Genomic DNA, 16,346 nt, shown 5'->3' on the forward strand with positions numbered 1-16,346 from the left:
CGAGCCGGTTCACATGCCGGACGGCGAGGACTACGTCCTGCGCCCCGTCATGGAAGGGCTCTGTCGATATGAATCCGTGATCGACGGCTCGCTGTCCCTCGCGGACATCGCCCGGTTGAACGACGCGCTCGATATCCGCGACGAAAACGCCCATCGGGCAAGAGAAGCCGCCAATGGCTGATGTCATCCGCGAATTCCTTGTCAGCCTGGGCTACAAGGTCGACCCAAATTCCGAGAAGCGCTTCGAGGCATCGGTCCGTTCGGCGACATTGCAAGCGGATCTACTGGGCCGCGCCATAGCCAAGTCGGCGGAAAAGGTCTTCGAGGGCGTCCAGCAGATCTCGAAGTCCTTCGAGCAAGTGTACTGGCAGGCGCAGCGGACACAGGCGACCGTCCAGGGCATCCGCGCCATCGGCTATGCCGCTTCGCAGCTTGGATCATCCGCAGAAGGTGCCGGCGCCTCGATCGAGAACTTTGGGCGGCAGCTCAAGTGGAACCCCGGATTTGAGGGGTTCCTGAAGCAGCTTGGCGTCGCAACCCGTGACAGCAAGGGGTTGCGGGCATCCACCGATACCCTGATCGATTTCGCGAACAGGATCAAAGGCAGGCCGAAAGCTGAGCAACTTGGCCTGGCGGAAGTTGCCGGCATCGACCTCGCGACGCTTGAAGCCATCCAGTCGGGCACGTTTCAGAAGCGGCTCGATGAGTACAACGCCAAGGTCAAGGCGCAGGGACTGAACTCAGAGGAAGCCGCAAAGCGCGGCGCCGAGTTCACACAGGCCATGAAGTCCCTCGGGGCTTCGCTCGAGATCGTCGGGCAGAAGCTGATGGCGGAGTTTGCTCCTGCCTTGCAGCGCGTCGTTGTCGCTTTTGATAAGTGGACGAACGAGAACGGGAAGTCCTACGTCGAATTCATCGAGAAGGTCGGTCGGACGCTCGGGGAACTGGCGACGGTTGCCGAGAAAGTCGTTTCGGCCTTGAAGCCCATTTGGGAAGGCTTCGACAATTTCTCGCAGAAGCTGACGGGGCAGAACGGCATAACGCTCGCGGTTGAGGCACTGATCGGGCTGAAGCTTGCCCAATGGCTGATGAGCGTGGCGGCAGGCATCATCGCCGTAGGTAATGCCGCTTCGGCCGCAACCATCGGGGGGGCGCTGACGCGCTTCTTCGGAATGCTCGGTATCGCTGGCGCGGGCGTCGGCGGCCTCGCCTATGGCGGGTACAAGCTCTACGAGAGCGATGCGGACTTCAACTCTCGTCGCAACGCGATCGAAAACCCCGGAGGCCGGAACCCTTTTGCCGCGATCGACGAGAAGGCGGCCAAGGAGAAGGCTACCAGGGAAAAGGCGAAGCCATCACTTTGGGAGCGCACGAAGCGCTTCTTCGGGTGGGGCAATGACGAATCCCCGGCAGGCGGCCTCCCCGGCCTTTCTGAGAAAGCCGCCGAAGATTACGCGAACCGCTTGGGCCGCAGGGAGAGCGGGAACAATTATGCTCAACCCGGAAACCAATATGGATTTCGGGGGAGGTGGCAGATGGGCGGCCCGGCTCTCGCAGATGCTGGCTATGTGCGTCGTGGAACGACGAACACCGGACTTACGGACGCATCAAACTGGCTCGGCAAGGATGGCTTGAACAGCCTTCAGGATTTCCTCGCCAATAAGGGGGGCGGCCAGGATAAGGCTTTTGCGGGCCATACCGCCATCAACCATGCCCGGATGAAGAAGGCCGGTATTATCAAAGACGGCATGTCAGAGGAGGAGATTGCCGGCTGGCTCGCGGTTGCACATCTCAAAGGCATCGGTGGTGCCAAGCAGCTTCAATCCGGCATGGACAACTATGATGCCAACGGCACGAGCGCGAGCTCGTATTTCGGCATGATGAAAGGCCTCAAGACCGGATCTTCCCAAAAGCAGGGTGGTCCCGATCTTCCCCCTCTCGCTCGCGTCAGCCCGACCGCACTAGGCATCGCTGCCGACAACGCTTCGAAGGTCGGCAGCGGCACCGGATCTGCATCGGGCGCCACGCTCACCCCGTCGATTGCCAGCCGCGGCGATACAACCGTCACGATAAACCAAAACAACCGCGTTGAAGTCGTCGGAAGCGGAGACCCGTCGCTTACGGCAAATCAGGTCGGAGATGCCCAGCGCGGACTTGGGCAGGTGCTATTGCGCGACGTGAAGGGTGCCGTCCGCTAATACTTGAACTTGGGTGCCGGACCTTCTTTCAACGCCTTCATCTCAGCCTTGCTGCGGGCAATGGACAGTTTGTCCTGGTAACACATGTTTAGAACCGTGTAGTTCATCGCCTTCGCCGAATTGGCCAGATTCGAGCAGTAGGCCTTGTCCTCATCTGACACATCAGAGCGCAGGTAATTGGCTCGGTTATATGCTCTTTGCTCGTTGTTGATGCAGTCGGCGTAGGCAGCACGATCGCCCAACGTATGCGTCTTGCAGCGCTGCTCGACCGGGAACATTGGGAAATCGCCTTCGCCGGCCCAGGCCGCCCCGCTCACCATCACTGCCAGAGCTATCAAGATCGCGCGCATGCTCGCCTCCGTCGCTTGGAAACTATCAGGCAGAAGTCGCTCGGAGAAGTCAGAGGGTTCAGCGAACGACCTCACGCTCTTCAACTTCGCCGCATGCTGAACATGTCCACGTCTCGTCCATCGCGCCGACATCGCCAAAAACACCGGCTGACTTTCTCCGGCTAGTGCGGCGCATCGCCCGTTGGCCGCATGCTTGGCAAGGCTCGCCAGGAAGGATTGCCGGAGCCGCGTTCGCCTCATCAAGCTTCGCCTTGAGTGCCACCACCTGATCTTCAAGAGCGGCAACCCGCTTCGGCAGCGCGGACACAGTCTTCCAGATCGGAATCTGCTCAAGGATTTTTAGAATGTCGGAAACCGAAATCACGGATGCCCCCAAGCCCCCGGCAATCGATCCTGCCGTCGCGGAAATCCTGCTGCTCTTCGGCGATAGAGTCGAGTCGGTTACGGTCTCAACAGTGAGCGGAGATCTGCGGCGGGAGACACGGGTGGGCATCGGGCCGTCGAGCGCCGCGCTTGCTGAGTTAGGGCTGCCGGACTCCGTCAATCAGCGGGTGATCCGCAATATGAAGCCGCTCGTCCGTTAATTCGCGCCCTCGGGGCCTTCACGGTGGGGGAGGAGGCCTAGGGTCGTAAGCTGCTCCGTGACGAGTGTTCGGACGGCTTCGGGACGGGAGGCGGGGGGCGATTGATCCGCCGCGAATTGATCGATGGCATCGAGGATTTTCCGCTCGGCACGGAAGCGGACAAGATCGGAGTCCACAGGAGGGCGGCCGCGGGCTTTATTTTTTGTGCTCATTAATGTTGACGCCTCGAATTAATGAGCATATAAAATAGCGGACCGGGCGAGAGGGTGCAACCTCAAACCCGGCCCTGACCTCAAGCACGGTGATGGCCATGCTCAAAGCTTCGAACAGCATACCTCTTTCGCAACTCGTCCGCGACCCCGCCCTTCGCCGCTTCTTCGAGCGTGGCGAGCGCGACAATGGCGCGGCCTTCGCCATTCCGACCCCGAAGCCCCTGCCGATCGTTGGCGGCGCGGTACGGGAGCTCGAAAATGCTTGAGACGCGCCGGCTCTTCATCAAAGGCATGGCCGCCATTGCGGTGGCCGCTGCGGCTGGCGCGGGATTGGGCCCCAACAAGGTCTACGCGCTGACCCCGGAGGAAATGGAAAAGGGGGATACGGTCGCCCGCGTCCCTCACATGCTCCGATACTTGGACGAGGCAGGTGCGGTGTACTCGGCGGTTCCTGGAATGGCCGGATACTACCAAGCCGAGTGGTCCGATCCCGATCTATCCGACGTGCCCATCATCTGGATGGCGAGCGTGGAGACCAACGATTTCGATTGGCTGTACGCCCGCGCCTTCCGAGCGAAGGTCGAGGGCTGGGAGAATTTTTAGCTCCGCGAAAGCGGATGGCTGGCGGCCAAGGTTGAGACGATCACCATACCCGATCTGCCGCCAGCCTTTCATTCGAATGCCCTGCCTACAGGCAGGGCGAGACCGGCGGCCAGTAGTTGACTGGACCCCAAACGTCTTCTGCCGCCGGTCACTCATTTCCATGACTGCCCCGTCCGCCAACGGGTAGACGCGATGCCCCGAGCTCTCCAGCTCCGGGGATCGTGAAAGCGATCACCTGACTTGCGTCCAGGTCTTGGCGGCCCGGATGCTGGAGAGAACCGATGAACGCACAAGCTAAGACCAGAGAGATCGATTACGTCGCCGAGGCCGCGCGCCGGGCTCTGGACGATGCCCAGGGTGATGTCCGTGAGGCGACACGGATGATGCAGGAGGCAGTGAAGCAGAGCCGCAGGCTTCGCGATCTGCTGACCGAGCCTCTGATCGCAAATGCCTGCTACGACGCCATCCGCGCTCAGGTGCATCTCGACCGCCGCAATGCGTGGAAAGCGCCGGTCGAAAAGCTGGTGCCGAGCAAGTCGGGCGTGACGGGATCATATCGCGTCGTTCAGTTGGCAGCCGGAACGCTCCTCATGTTCCCGTTGCCCGGAGGCAAGAAGCTGGGTGAAGCGACCCGCGAGGATATCGCTACTGCGGCATCATTCTATGAGAGCCAGTCTGCGGATATGGCGCACAAGGCGAGATGGCTCAGGCTGGTCAGCCAGCACCTTGAGGGGGACAACACCGTCGGTGACGTCATGACCGACAAGCGGCTGCGCGAGCTCCAAGAGGAGGCTTCGCGTGGATAATTTGCAGATGCTGGGTGTTACCCAGCGCGAGGATGGCCGCACGGCTCGTGATGCCCAAGGAGGAGGTGCTATCCTCGCACCCATTCAGTTCGCCGGAAACGGCGAATGCGAGGTCGACCAAACTCCTTGCGGCTCCCATGAGATCATTGTCGACCTCGCGCCCATCATCGCGGAGATCAGGGAGCAATGGCGGCGGCGGCAAGCTTGGCATCGCGCCGAAAAGTCCCTGACGCTGCAGGCAAGGGCACTTTGCCGACGCCTCGCGGAAGGCGGCGACAAGAAGGAAGCTGAAGCGATCTACAACGCCGCGTTTAGCAAGGGGGCGCACGAGATGGCGGAGATCGCGCTAGCGGCGATTTTTCCGCTGACCGAGGCGAGGGATGGTGTCGAGAAGCATCGGAAGCTTGTCGAGAAACGGCTGGTGAAGCTCGCGAAGGAGCTTCCGGTTGCCTCCTGGGTCGAGAGCGTCCGCGGCGTTGGCCTGGCGTCACTCGCGGCGATCATCGGCGAGGCGGGCGACCTTTCAGCCTATGACAACCCTGCGAAGCTCTGGAAGCGGATGGGCCTAGCCGTAATGCCGGACGGTGGGCGGCAACGCCGGATTGGTGGCGTAGAAGCTCTCGATCATGGCTATAGCCCGGCCCGACGCTCGGTCATGTGGAACCTCGGTGCCTGCATCGTAAAGGCAGGCGGTCCGTTGAAGGACGTTTACGACGTGCGGAAGCTCTACGAGGCCGAACGCGTCGAGACGAAGATGCACGCTCACAATCGGGCGCAGCGATATGTCGAGAAGCGTTTCCTGCGGGACCTCTGGTCTCGATGGAGGCGGGCGGCCATTGATGTTCTGTAACCCAGTCGGTTCACGCCGCCCGCAAGTGACAGAACCTCCCGGCTTCGGCCGGGAGGTTTTTAGTAGGCGTGCGCGTCAACGCGAAGAGGTTCATGCCGCGACGAGGGCGAGTTTCAATCCCAGAGCTTTCGTAGCCTTCGTGAGGGTGTCTAACGTCGGGTTCCCTCCCGGCTTGAACGCCTTGTAGATCGCTTCCCGGCTTAGCCCTGTCTCGCGGGCAAACTCAGACACGCCACGAGCGCGCGCGACCACGCCGAGGGCATGGGCGATATAGGTAGGGTCCCCTTCCTCGATCGCGTCCTTGAGAAGCTCGATCTGGGCCTCTTCGCTGGTCAGGAATTCCGCTGCATCGAAGGGAGTGGTTTCGAGGGGCATTTCAGACCTCCTTGGCCATTTCGATGGCCCGCTTGATGTCGACCCATTGGGTGGCCTTGTCGCCACCGCAGAGCAGGATGATGACGACGTTGCCGCTCTTGGTGAAATAGACCCGGTACCCCGGACCGTAGTCGAAGCGCAGTTCGCCGATTCCGTCGAAATACTTCACGTCGCCCATCAACCCGGCGCTGATCCGAACCATCCGCTTAGCGATGATTTCCTGAGCCTTCCGGTCCTTCAGTCCGGAAATCCATTCCCGGAAAACGGCTGTCTGGCGGACTTCGATCATGTGTATCTTAGTACACGGCCGGGCGACGATTGTCAACTTAAATACACAAAGATAGGTCGATTAAATTGGCCCTACTCGATGACACCTTCGCGCTGATCCGGCGCCCGGGCGTGACTATCGACACGATGGTCCCTGACGTAATGGTCCGCGAGGCGGGCCGCGACACTCTGATCACCACGGATCACCCCGTGGAAAGCGGCGCGGCCATCTCCGATCATGCGTTCAAGATGCCCGCCGAGATCGAAATGATCGTCGGGTGGTCGGATTCGACCGGTGGCTATACCGGCTACAGCGACGAGGCATATCAGATGCTGCTCGCTATTCAGGCACGGCGGCAGCCGATCGAGGTTTCGACCGGGCGGCGCAACTACCAGAACATGCTTCCGGTCGGTATCCAGGAGACGCGGGACGAGTCGACAGCCAACGTGCTGATGTGCTCGTTGCGTCTGCGCGAGATCATTATCGTCAACACGCAGACGACGACGGCTCCGAAATCTGCCCAAGCCAATCCGGCCAAGACTGGATCGACTACCGATGTCGGGCAGCAATCGCTCAAGACCGGGCCGGGCGGCCGCGTCGTCGGTGGCGTATAATGGCGACGAGACAGGAATTCCCACTGCGGCCCGAAGCGCAGAAGATGACGATCGAGCTCGCTTCGGTCCTTTACACGGTGCGGTTCGGCTGGGGCGACACACCGGACGGCGGCTGGTTCATCGATCTCAGCACCTATGAGGGTGTCCCGCTCATCATGGGGCTTCCGCTGACCGCCGGCGAGAACCTCTTGCAGCAGTTCGACTACCTCGGCATCGGCGGTGAAATACGCGTGGATACCGACGGGAACGTCCTAGTCGAGCCGACCTTTGACAATCTTGGGTCGAACGGCAAGGTTCTGTTCGTCACGCCATGACCAGGCAGTGGCTGCGCAAGCTCAATCTCACCGTCGAGGGCGGTGGGAAGACGCTCGATCTCTCGGAACTGCGCGTGCGCTTCATCGTGCAGCAGGAGCTTCAGCGGCAGCGGCCGGCGGTCGCGCAGATCACCATTTCGAACCTGTCCGACGACACCGCCAACGCGATCAACAAGGAAGGCAAGATCGTCTCCCTGTCTGCCGGCTATGAGGATGGCTTCGGACAGATCCACAAAGGCGAGATCTACCAGAAGCGCGGCCCGGCTCGGGAAACCCCGGTCGACAAATATCTGGTCCTGAACAGCAAGTCTGGCGACACCGCCTATTCCTATGCGGTGGTGAACAAGTCGCTCGCAGCCGGCCATACCTATCGGGACCAAGTCGATGTCGCGCTTGAAGCGATGAAGCCGTTCGGCATCACCGCGGGCTTCATCGCCGATCTCGGCTCGCAGAAGATGCCGCGGGGCAGGGCGCTGTTCGGGATGGCGCGCGATGTCCTCCGCACCGTCGCGCAGTCGACGAACAGTGCTTGGACGATCCGCGATCAGAAGCTTGAGATCGTCAAGAACGACAAGGCCATGGAGGGGCAGGCCTTCGTCCTCAATTCGCAGACCGGCATGATCGGGATGCCGGTGCAGACGACAGGCGGCATCCAGGTCAGGATGCTGCTGAACCCGAAGGTCCGGCCAGGAACGCGGCTTAAGATCGACCAAGCATCGATCCAGCGCGCAGCGCTCAACCAAGACTATTTCAACCCGGTCGAGCTCCAGCAATTGGTTTTGCCGAGCATCGCGGCGGATGGTTTCTACAAGGTGCTCTATCTCGAGCATTCCGGAGATACCCGCGGCACCGCCTGGTACACCGACTGCGCCTGTGTGGCGACGAGCGAGCAAGGCCTCGTGCTGGCGAATTTCGCCAAACAGGGCATCCCCACGGACGTTTGATGACCATCGACCTCAGAGATCGCAGCGACAGCTTCGAAGAGACGCTGCGCGCCATGTTCGATTCCTTCCGCTCCGGCTTCTTCACAGCCATGCCGGCCCGCGTGGTGAGCTATGACCCGCAGAAGCAGACCATTTCGGCCCAGCCGGCGATCAAGGCCTATCAGCTTCAGCCGGACGGCACGTCCAAGGCCGTCGACTATCCGGTGATCCCTGACATCCCGGTGCAGTTCCCCGGCGCCGGCGGACAGACGATGACGTTCCCGGTTTCGGCCGGCGACGAATGCTTGCTGAACTTCTGCTCGCGCTCGCAGGATTCCTGGCAGCAGAGCGGTGGAACCCAGGTGCCGATGGATGCCGGCGGGAACAACCTATCGAATGCCTTCGCCATGCTCGGCTTTCGGTCCAACCCGCGGGCACTCCAGAACGTCTCGACGGACGCGACTGAGGTCCGCTCCGACGATGGCAACACCAAGATCAGCCTGAGCGGGGCAGGGGGCGTCGGCATCTCGACGGACAAGCAGGTCGGTATCGCCGCTGCCAACGGGGTCAACATCTCCGGCGGGGCTGGCAACGTGAATTTCGCAGGCACGATGATCGTGACGGGCGAGATCATCCTGAACGGGATCCACCTTTCGACACACAAGCACACCGGCGTTCAGCCGGGAGGCGGCACGTCGGCTGGGCCCACGGACTGAGGAGATCAGAATGTCTTCAGCCGAAAATGAAGCGTGGCTTAGGCTCCGAGCTGCCCTTGACGCTTATGCTACTGCTACTGAGCCCGCTCAGCGCAGCATCCAGGATTTGACGCGCTTGATAGCCGAGTGCGGCCTTCACAGCTTCGTGGAAGTCGTCCTCATAACCGCACCCGGGACAGCGAATCCTGCGTGTCGTGTCCGCCTTCACGACGGCTTCGGCCGGTACGTTGCACGTGCTGCAGAGTATTGGACGCGTCTCGTCGCTGCTCATGAGCCATCCCCTGCCGTTTGAATATCGAGCTCATCTTTGGGCGCGCGGCTTTTGGAGTCGAGTCCTTGAAATATCGCAAGCTCGATGCCTCGGGGGATTACTCCTTCGGGAACGGCGCCGCCGACTTCTGGAAGGACCAGCCCGAGGCCGTTGCCCAATCGGTCCAGACCCGTCTGGGCCTTTGGCAGGGCGAGTGGTTCCTCGACCAGACCGAGGGCATGACGTGGAAGACCGAAGTGCTGGGCGTCCGCACTGCGAACACCCGTGATCCGGCCATCCGGCGCCGCGTGCTCGGCACGACCGGCGTGAAGGCGATCACGGCCTATTCCAGCAATCTCAACCGCGACACCCGGGATTTCAGCGTCAATCTGACCATCGACACGATCTATGGCGCGGCGACCGTGACCGGGGTGAACTTCTGATGGCTATTCCGGTTGCGACGATCGATGAAAACGGCATATCGGTCCCGGATTACGAGACTGTCCGCCAGTATTTCGTCGACGAATTCAAGGGCATCTTCGGTCAGGATATCGACGTCGATCCCGACACGCAGGACGGTCAGCAGATCGCGATTTTTGCCCAGGCCGTGCACGACGCGAACTCGATGGCGCTACAGGTCTACAACGCCTACTCGCCTTCGTCGGCGCGCGGCGTCGGGCTTTCCTCGGTCGTCAAGATCAACGGCATCAAGCGGCTGGTTGCATCGAACTCGACCGTCGATCTCACGCTGATCGGTCAGGCTGGGACCACCATCACTGGCGGAATTGCCAAGGATGACGCTGGCAATCAGTGGCTTCTGCCGACGTCTGTCACCATCCCGGCGGGCGGATCAATCACGGTCACGGCCACCGCGAAGGATGCTGGTGCAATTCAAGCGCTGCCCGGCGCGGTTTCGACCATCGGAACACCGACGCGCGGTTGGCAGAGCGTCACAAATGCGAATGCCGCTTCGCCGGGCCAGCCGGTCGAGCTCGACGCTCCGCTTCGCCAGCGCCAGACCATCTCGACCGCTCTTCCATCCCTGACGGTCTTTGAGGGCACCATGGGCGCTGTCGCAAGCGTGACCGGCGTCGATCGCCTGAAGGGCTACGAGAACGATACCGGGGCGCCGGACACCAACGGCATCCCTGGGCATTCGATCTCGCTGGTTGTCCAGGGCGGCGATGCCACGGCAATCGCCCAGGCCATCGCTGACAAGAAGACGCCCGGCACCGGCACCTATGGCAGCACCTCCGTCAATGTCACCGATGAATACGGGGTAACCCGCGCGATCAAGTTCTACCGGCCGACGCCGGCGACGATCAAAGTCAACATCTCCCTGACGGCACTGCCAGGCTACACCACGGCGATCGAGACCAGCATCAAGCAGGCGGTCGTCGACTTCGTGAATGGGCTCGATATCGGTGGGACGGGCGGCTTCGTCGAATGGGCCGAGGTGTTCGTTCCCGCCAACCTTGCGCTGGCCGGCAACGCCAAGACCTACAAGATCACGGCGCTGACGATCGCCAAGAATGCGGGCTCGTTCGGCACCGCTGACCTCCCGATCGCGTTCAACGAAGCTCCGACTGCTGACCTGACCAACGTCGCGATCACGGTGACCTGATGGCTGACGTCGATTCCTATCTTGGCCTGATCCCGTCGCTTCATCGCGGGAAGCCAAAATTCTCGGCGATGATCAAGGCCTTGATCGAGCCGATCGTCGCGCAGCAGGCTTTCATGGAGCATCTGCCGCTGGACTTCGACCTCGACCAGGCCATCGGCGTACAGCTCGATCAGGTGGGCGAATGGGTCGGCCGGACGCGCTTCATCAAGGTTCCGATCGCGAACGCTTGGTTCACATGGGGCGATGCCAACAAGGGCTGGGGTCGTGGCATCTGGTATGACAAGCGATACGACACGCCAGCGGGCATCACGCGCTTGGACGATGGCACCTACCGCACACTGCTGCGGGCGAAGATCGCGGCGAACAACTGGGATGGGACACTTCCCAGCGCAAAAGCCGCGCTCGAAATCCTGTTCCCGAACGGTGACACCAGCATCGTCGTCATCGACAATCAGGACATGTCAATCACGTTCGCCGTTGCTGGCGTGATCCCTTCAGCCCTGTTCATTGCGCTTCTGTCGCAAGGCTATCTGCCGCTCAAGCCTGAGGGCGTTAAGGCGAATTACCGCATCACGACTGTGAGCGGGCCAATCTTCGGCTGGGGGGTCGATAACGACCTCATCGGCGGATGGGGGCGCGGCGCTTGGGGCGCCCCTCCCGAATATTTCACATCCTAATCATCGGAGCACTCGATGCCCACCAACGACTTCCTGCCGTTCGCGTCGGCGGGCGGCGCAAACGTGCTGTCCCAGGCAGACTATCTGGTGCTCGCAGCTCGCCTCGCGGGTTTCGTCGATGGCGTGGCAATGCCAGAAGAGGCCAATAAGGCTTGGCGTCAATCCGCGGCGATGGCCACCATGATCGGCCGCTTCATCGCAGATCATGGCGGCCTAGATGCACTCGACAACAGCGATATTGACACCCTGCTGGCGAACTTCATCTCCACGTATCGGAGTCAGAAGGCGAACGTCATCACAGTCGGGGGAACGGCAACCGCACTGGTTGGGACACTCAATTCACCTATCGTGGGGTATTCGGTCGGGATTACTCTGCGCGCGGTGATGCCGGCTGCTGCGGTGGGTGGCGGGACCACGCTTGCCCTCAACGGAGGTCCTCCGTTTGGCGTCGTACGGCCGGGCGGTGGCGCCATCCAGCAGGGCGATTGGTTAGCCGCCGACATCGTTCAGTTCGCGTGGAACGGCACATCATGGCAGATCATGTCGCCGCTCGTGGGCGAGAGCCTAAAGCATTTCATCCAGACCTTCGACGTTTCCGGCACTTACACGGTCGGTGCCGGCATCTACTGGATCTTCATCGAATGCTGGGGGGGCGGTGGCGGTGGCGGTGGGGCGAACGGTCCCGGCGCTGCCGGTTCGGGCGGCGGCCCGGGCGGCCATGGCTACGGCTGGTATCCCGTCACGCCCGGCCAGGTCTTGACGGTGACGGTCGGCGTCGGTGGTGCTGGCGGCACTGTGTCGGTCGCAGCTGGTTTCGGCGGCACCTCGTCTGTCGGTTCGCTGATTTCCTGTACCGGCGGCGGTCCTGGCGTGGCCTCTAGCAGCGGGCCGCAGAACACGTTTTTCGGAGCCTCGGGCACATGTACGGGCGGCAACGCCGTGTTCGGCGGCGTGCCCGGCGGTTACGCCTACCAGATTGCAAGCGGCCAGCTTTTGGCGGGCCAGGGCGGCGGAGCGGCTCGCTCGACCGGCTCGACCGTCTCGCCCTCGAACGTCGTCGGCGTCGGCGGCAATTTTCCGGGCGGCGGCGCCAGCGGCTCCAACGCGAACGGTCCCGGTGGGACCGGTGCCGGCGGCCGCGTGATCATCACCTGCTGAGAGGCCTGTCATGTCCCGCTATGCCCAAATCCGCGACGGAGTAGTCGCTGAAATCATCACCTTGCCGACGACCATCACGGTCATGGTCACGCCGGCTGTGCCGGCGGGCGTTGACGAACAAGGCGAGGCCGTTCCAGAGCAGCCGGCGACCTATGGCGAGCGCGCCACGACCCTGGCGGACTTCTACCATCCAGACGTCGCCGTTGGCATGAAGCCGTGTGGCCCGGCTGTCGAGCCTGGCTGGACGTGGAACGGCACGAGGTTTTCAGCGCCCGTCGTCGCGCCTGTCGATCTTCAAGCCGTTAAATCCAGCTTGAAGGCTCAGATCGACGCCCAAGCGGAGGTGCAGCGACTGCGCTACATCACCCCCGGCTCTGGCCAGGCGATGACTTACGCTCGCAAGGTAGAGCAGGCGAAGGCGGCGCAGGCGGACGCCGATCCGCAGCCGGGGGATTTCCCATTGCTCGCCGCCTCTCTGGGTATAGATGGCGGCGACGTCGAGGCGGTGGCAGCGACCGTTCTTGCCATGGATGCTGCCTGGGCGCAGATCGGCGCGGCGATCGAGGCGGTTCGGCTCAACGCGAAGAGGGCGATCGACGAGGCCGAAACTGCCGAAGCCGCGCAGGAGGTAGAACCAGCATGGCCGGATCCCGCCTGATCTCTCCCTCGCTTTGACGCGTGGCCTCAGAGCGGCTTTTCCACATCCGGAGCATCCGCGGCCACGGCCGCCGTCCAGCGGACGCTGGTCGTATCGCGGCAGGCCTTATCTGATCATCCGTTGACGTCTATCGCACGCATCCCGGCGTTTTCTGCGGCCTGCATTCCCTGCGGGGAATCTTCAAAGACGATGCATTTCGAGGGGGCAACGCCGAGCCTGCGTGCCGCCTCCAGGAAAAGGTCAGGGTTCGGTTTCGGTCGCGTCACATCTTCGATGGTCACGACCGCGGTAAACAGGGAAATCAGGCCAGCCGCTTCCATGCAGGCGGAGACGATCTCGCGAGAACCTCCCGAGGCAACGGCCATCGGTAGAACTCCAAGGTAATCTCTGGCGATGCCGGCCACAGCACTGATTTCGCGTACACTGTTGATATCCGCCAGGAACCTCTGCCGCATCAAGCGGATCACCTGATCTCGATCGACCTCGACATCGTGTTCAGCGTCAAACTGATCCATGAGGCCATGTTCCGAGTAGCCGGCGCGTTCCAGGTACCAGGCCCGGTCCATCGTCTTGCCAGATGCCATGAAGCCGTGTGCCCACGCGCCGGCGTAGATGGGCAGCGTATCAACGAGCGTCCCGTCGCAATCAAAGATCAAGGCTTCGGCGTCAGCCGGGATTTCGAACCGTTTGCTCATGGTGCCGCTATATCGCTCGCCAACTTTGGCGTCCAACGCCAACCGGAGCGTTTTGCTTAACCCGGCAAATAGGTTCCGACCCGGGCGGCCGCCGGACAGCCTTCGGCGCCTATCTAACTTCTAATCTTGGAGATTCGGTAATGGATTGCCGCGAGGTGCAAGCCACGCTGGTCGCGCTCGGCTATTCGATTGTCGTGGATGGCAAGCCCGGCCCGAAAACCAAGGCGGCCATCCAGGCGTTTCAGGTGTCACATGGGCTGCATGTCGACGGGATCGTCGGGCCGAAGACGATTGCAGCGCTGAACGCGGCGACGGCGGGAAAGCCGCAGGGCGCTTCGGTCTTCGATCGCGCGAAGTTCTTTGCCTATCTCCGGTCGGGCAAAGCGCCGATGTTCGGCACGTCGCTGTCGCCCGGTCAGGTCCGAGGCATCGAAGGTATCCTCGACGGCTTCGCGAAGACTGGCGATGGCCGCGACAAGACGCTGGGGTATGGGCTCGCCACCGCACGGCGCGAGGTCGGGCCTGGCATGGTCCCGGTGCGCGAGGGCTTCTGCAAGACCGACGCGGCGGCCCGCGCCTATGTCGCCAAGCACTATCCGAACAAGGGCTACAGCAAGCCGTTCGGGCCGTGGGGCCACGTCTATTATGGCCGGGGAATCGTTCAATTGACGTGGTTCGACAACTACGACCGTGAGGGCATCGCCGATGATCCCGATCGCGCGCTCGATCCCGAGTTCGCTGCCGAGCTCATGTTCGCAGGCCTCGTTGACGGCCGCTGGAACGGGCAGGGGAAGGGCATCGCCTTCTATCTGCCGACCGGCGGGCCCGACGACCTGAAGAACGCGCGCCGCACGGTCAACGTCACGGACCACTGGGAAGAGATCGCCAGCTTCTATCGCCAGTTCATGGCGGCGATCTTTGCGGCTAAGGGCGCCGCTTGATCACCTGAGGATCAGTTGCACGGCCTTCCAGAAGCAGAACGCTATTGCACCGATCCAGATGATTTGGATCGCAACCAGCGCCGCGGAGAACATGAATTCCACCGCCTCTGAGCTCAGCCTCTCCGTGCTTCGCTTGTGCCGATGTGGAGCAGGTTGGGCCATCTGAGAACACTCCAGTCTACATGACCGGCATCCCCGCAAATGTGGTGCCGCGCCTTTGATCCCGTAGCGGCCGGGCCTGCCGCTTCCTCACCCCGGAGCATCACATGATCGGCACCCCTGTGCCGGGCTTGCCTGCGCCTGGTCAAACGCTGACGCAGGAGATTGTCCGGCGCATCTTCGATTACGACCCGGATACTGGCGCGCTGGTTCGGCGGGTCAGTTATGAGCGTCATGTAGGAAAGCGGGTGGATGCCCAGTATCGGGGGCGCCGCCGCGTCTTGATCGCACGCAAGCTCTACGAGGTCAGCAGGGTCATCTGGCTATACGTTTATGGCCATTTCCCTGATTGTGACGTCGATCACATTGACCGCGATCCACTGAATGATCGGCTGGATAATCTTCGGCTAGCGTCTCGCGCGCAGAACGCCTCGAACCGCGGTCTTTCGAAGAACAACCGCAGCGGCATCAAGGGCGTTCGACAACGCGGTCCAAGTCGGTGGGTCGCAGGGATCGGCTTCGAAAACCGTTGGATACACCTCGGGTCGTTCCGAACCGCTGAGGCGGCACGGGACGCATACAACGCCGCAGCTTTGAAGCTGCACGGCCAGTTCGCTTGCCTCAACTGACACCACCACAGGAGATCAAAATGCATAACCGTATCGTCCTGGCGCTCGTTGCCTTGGGATCGCTGGCGCTCGCCGGTTGCCAGAACTGGAATACCCAGACATCAGCCGCCGGCTGGGAGCAGATCGCCGTCGGCACTGGCCAGGTCATCGGCAAGACCAAGGCTGACGAGAAGGTGGCGAAGGCATCGGTGGAACTCGCCAAATACTGCGGCGCCCTTCAGGCCGTTGCGGTCGGCGCCACGATCTTCGCGCCGGAGAGGCAGAAGAGCGCGGCGGCTATGGCGGCAGCGGCGGTCAACACCGTCTGCGCCAATCCTCCGTCTGATGTCGCGTCAGCGCTGACGACTGCGGCGGCGGCTTATGGCGCCGTGATCGCGGCCCAGCAGACCGCAACGCCCTGACCGCAGAAGAGGAGATAGGCATGTTCACGATCGAACAGTTCTGGAGCCTCGTCCGCACGCTCCTGCAGACGGCCGGTGCCGCCCTCGTCACGAAAGGCTATCTCGACGACGGCTCGATGCAGGTCGTCGTGGGTGCGCTGATGACGCTGATCACCACCGGATACAGCGTCTGGCTCCGCCGTAAGGCCGGCATCGTTGCTTCGGCCGCAGCTCTGCCGGAGGTGAAGCAGATCGAAGCGGCGCCATCGATCGCGGCGAAGATATCTGACGACAAGGTCATTCCGGCGAGCCCACCTGGGCTCAAGATTTCTCCCGATGGGGCAAGTCCAGGTTTGTGAAAA

25 protein-coding genes are annotated in these 16,346 nt (G+C 62.1%); 20 read left to right on the forward strand and 5 right to left on the reverse strand.

Annotated elements, in window-relative coordinates:
* Nucleotides 1–13: 13 nt before the first annotated feature.
* Together AB6806_RS27475 and AB6806_RS27480 are read left to right on the forward strand one after the other, a co-directional pair.
* A complete protein-coding gene (locus AB6806_RS27475) occupies nucleotides 14–181 on the forward strand; it encodes a DUF6889 family protein (protein ID WP_370956163.1) in 168 nt (55 codons plus the stop codon).
* Nucleotides 174–2,198, forward strand: a complete 2,025-nt coding sequence (locus AB6806_RS27480) for a phage tail tape measure protein (protein ID WP_370956164.1) — start codon at nucleotides 174–176, stop codon at nucleotides 2,196–2,198. Before AB6806_RS27475 ends, AB6806_RS27480 begins: the two co-directional genes overlap by 8 nt.
* Here the strand turns inward: AB6806_RS27480 and AB6806_RS27485 are convergent.
* Complete coding sequence (locus tag AB6806_RS27485; RefSeq protein ID WP_370956165.1) at nucleotides 2,195–2,548, reverse strand: hypothetical protein; 354 nt, start codon at nucleotides 2,546–2,548, stop codon at nucleotides 2,195–2,197. The genes AB6806_RS27480 and AB6806_RS27485 overlap by 4 nt on opposite strands.
* Before the next feature lie 58 nt (nucleotides 2,549–2,606).
* Entirely contained in the window at nucleotides 2,607–2,912 is a 306-nt protein-coding gene (locus AB6806_RS27490) for a hypothetical protein (RefSeq protein ID WP_370956166.1), read from the reverse strand.
* Here AB6806_RS27490 and AB6806_RS27495 point away from each other — a divergent pair.
* The 5 genes from AB6806_RS27495 (at nucleotide 2,893) to AB6806_RS27515 (ending at nucleotide 5,603) form a co-directional block, all read left to right on the forward strand.
* Nucleotides 2,893–3,132, forward strand: coding sequence for a hypothetical protein (locus tag AB6806_RS27495; protein WP_370956167.1), 240 nt, complete (start codon nucleotides 2,893–2,895; stop codon nucleotides 3,130–3,132). The genes AB6806_RS27490 and AB6806_RS27495 overlap by 20 nt on opposite strands.
* Before the next feature lie 310 nt (nucleotides 3,133–3,442).
* Nucleotides 3,443–3,610, forward strand: coding sequence for a hypothetical protein (locus AB6806_RS27500; RefSeq protein WP_370956168.1), 168 nt, complete (start codon nucleotides 3,443–3,445; stop codon nucleotides 3,608–3,610).
* Nucleotides 3,603–3,947 carry a twin-arginine translocation signal domain-containing protein gene (locus AB6806_RS27505; RefSeq protein WP_370956169.1) on the forward strand — a complete coding sequence of 115 codons (345 nt, stop codon included), beginning with the start codon at nucleotides 3,603–3,605 and terminating at the stop codon, nucleotides 3,945–3,947. The genes AB6806_RS27500 and AB6806_RS27505 overlap by 8 nt, the downstream gene beginning before the upstream one ends.
* 281 nt (nucleotides 3,948–4,228) lie before the next feature.
* Nucleotides 4,229–4,753 (forward strand): hypothetical protein, encoded by a 525-nt coding sequence (locus AB6806_RS27510; RefSeq protein WP_370956170.1) that lies wholly within the window; start codon nucleotides 4,229–4,231, stop codon nucleotides 4,751–4,753.
* The gene (locus AB6806_RS27515) at nucleotides 4,746–5,603 is read left to right on the forward strand and encodes a hypothetical protein (RefSeq protein ID WP_370956171.1); all 858 of its coding nucleotides are present in this window, start codon (nucleotides 4,746–4,748) and stop codon (nucleotides 5,601–5,603) included. Before AB6806_RS27510 ends, AB6806_RS27515 begins: the two co-directional genes overlap by 8 nt.
* A 90-nt stretch (nucleotides 5,604–5,693) precedes the next feature.
* On the opposite strand, the gene AB6806_RS27520 is transcribed toward AB6806_RS27515, so the two are convergent.
* Both AB6806_RS27520 and AB6806_RS27525 read right to left on the reverse strand, forming a co-directional pair.
* Nucleotides 5,694–5,978 carry an addiction module antidote protein gene (locus AB6806_RS27520; RefSeq protein WP_370956172.1) on the reverse strand — a complete coding sequence of 95 codons (285 nt, stop codon included), beginning with the start codon at nucleotides 5,976–5,978 and terminating at the stop codon, nucleotides 5,694–5,696.
* Nucleotide 5,979: 1 nt separating this feature from the next.
* A complete protein-coding gene (locus AB6806_RS27525; RefSeq protein ID WP_370956173.1) occupies nucleotides 5,980–6,267 on the reverse strand; it encodes a type II toxin-antitoxin system RelE/ParE family toxin in 288 nt (95 codons plus the stop codon).
* Nucleotides 6,268–6,332: 65 nt separating this feature from the next.
* Here AB6806_RS27525 and AB6806_RS27530 point away from each other — a divergent pair, with 65 nt between their 5' ends.
* From AB6806_RS27530 to AB6806_RS27570, 9 genes are all read left to right on the forward strand, one after another.
* Nucleotides 6,333–6,860: a phage baseplate protein gene (locus AB6806_RS27530; protein ID WP_370956174.1), complete on the forward strand. Its 528-nt coding sequence runs from the start codon at nucleotides 6,333–6,335 to the stop codon at nucleotides 6,858–6,860.
* Entirely contained in the window at nucleotides 6,860–7,174 is a 315-nt protein-coding gene (locus AB6806_RS27535) for a phage baseplate plug family protein (RefSeq protein WP_370956175.1), read from the forward strand. The genes AB6806_RS27530 and AB6806_RS27535 overlap by 1 nt, the downstream gene beginning before the upstream one ends.
* Nucleotides 7,171–8,118: a phage protein gene (locus tag AB6806_RS27540; RefSeq protein ID WP_370956176.1), complete on the forward strand. Its 948-nt coding sequence runs from the start codon at nucleotides 7,171–7,173 to the stop codon at nucleotides 8,116–8,118. Before AB6806_RS27535 ends, AB6806_RS27540 begins: the two co-directional genes overlap by 4 nt.
* Entirely contained in the window at nucleotides 8,118–8,813 is a 696-nt protein-coding gene (locus AB6806_RS27545; RefSeq protein ID WP_370956177.1) for a Gp138 family membrane-puncturing spike protein, read from the forward strand. The genes AB6806_RS27540 and AB6806_RS27545 overlap by 1 nt, the downstream gene beginning before the upstream one ends.
* Before the next feature lie 336 nt (nucleotides 8,814–9,149).
* Complete coding sequence (locus AB6806_RS27550) at nucleotides 9,150–9,506, forward strand: contractile injection system sheath initiator (RefSeq protein WP_370956178.1); 357 nt, start codon at nucleotides 9,150–9,152, stop codon at nucleotides 9,504–9,506.
* Complete coding sequence (locus AB6806_RS27555; protein WP_370956179.1) at nucleotides 9,506–10,687, forward strand: baseplate J/gp47 family protein; 1,182 nt, start codon at nucleotides 9,506–9,508, stop codon at nucleotides 10,685–10,687. Before AB6806_RS27550 ends, AB6806_RS27555 begins: the two co-directional genes overlap by 1 nt.
* Entirely contained in the window at nucleotides 10,687–11,364 is a 678-nt protein-coding gene (locus AB6806_RS27560) for a DUF2612 domain-containing protein (protein WP_370956180.1), read from the forward strand. The genes AB6806_RS27555 and AB6806_RS27560 overlap by 1 nt, the downstream gene beginning before the upstream one ends.
* Nucleotides 11,365–11,379: 15 nt before the next feature.
* A complete protein-coding gene (locus AB6806_RS27565) occupies nucleotides 11,380–12,522 on the forward strand; it encodes a glycine-rich domain-containing protein (protein ID WP_370956181.1) in 1,143 nt (380 codons plus the stop codon).
* Between the two features lie 10 nt (nucleotides 12,523–12,532).
* Complete coding sequence (locus tag AB6806_RS27570; protein ID WP_370956182.1) at nucleotides 12,533–13,180, forward strand: hypothetical protein; 648 nt, start codon at nucleotides 12,533–12,535, stop codon at nucleotides 13,178–13,180.
* A 113-nt stretch (nucleotides 13,181–13,293) separates the two neighbouring features.
* Here the strand turns inward: AB6806_RS27570 and AB6806_RS27575 are convergent, their stop codons facing one another.
* Nucleotides 13,294–13,875: an HAD family hydrolase gene (locus AB6806_RS27575; protein WP_370956183.1), complete on the reverse strand. Its 582-nt coding sequence runs from the start codon at nucleotides 13,873–13,875 to the stop codon at nucleotides 13,294–13,296.
* A 140-nt stretch (nucleotides 13,876–14,015) separates the two neighbouring features.
* Between AB6806_RS27575 and AB6806_RS27580 the strand changes: the two genes are divergently transcribed.
* From AB6806_RS27580 to AB6806_RS27595, 4 genes are all read left to right on the forward strand, one after another.
* Complete coding sequence (locus AB6806_RS27580; RefSeq protein ID WP_370956184.1) at nucleotides 14,016–14,816, forward strand: peptidoglycan-binding protein; 801 nt, start codon at nucleotides 14,016–14,018, stop codon at nucleotides 14,814–14,816.
* Between the two features lie 266 nt (nucleotides 14,817–15,082).
* Nucleotides 15,083–15,604, forward strand: coding sequence for an HNH endonuclease (locus tag AB6806_RS27585; protein WP_370956185.1), 522 nt, complete (start codon nucleotides 15,083–15,085; stop codon nucleotides 15,602–15,604).
* Nucleotides 15,605–15,624: 20 nt separating this feature from the next.
* Nucleotides 15,625–16,005 (forward strand): hypothetical protein, encoded by a 381-nt coding sequence (locus AB6806_RS27590; protein WP_370956186.1) that lies wholly within the window; start codon nucleotides 15,625–15,627, stop codon nucleotides 16,003–16,005.
* A gap of 20 nt (nucleotides 16,006–16,025) precedes the next feature.
* A complete protein-coding gene (locus tag AB6806_RS27595; protein ID WP_370956187.1) occupies nucleotides 16,026–16,343 on the forward strand; it encodes a Pam3-gp28 family putative phage holin in 318 nt (105 codons plus the stop codon).
* Nucleotides 16,344–16,346 lie beyond the last annotated feature (3 nt).

It is taken from the genome of Allobosea sp. RCC_152_1, from assembly GCF_041360765.1.
GTDB lineage: Bacteria > Pseudomonadota > Alphaproteobacteria > Rhizobiales > Beijerinckiaceae > Allobosea > Allobosea spartocytisi.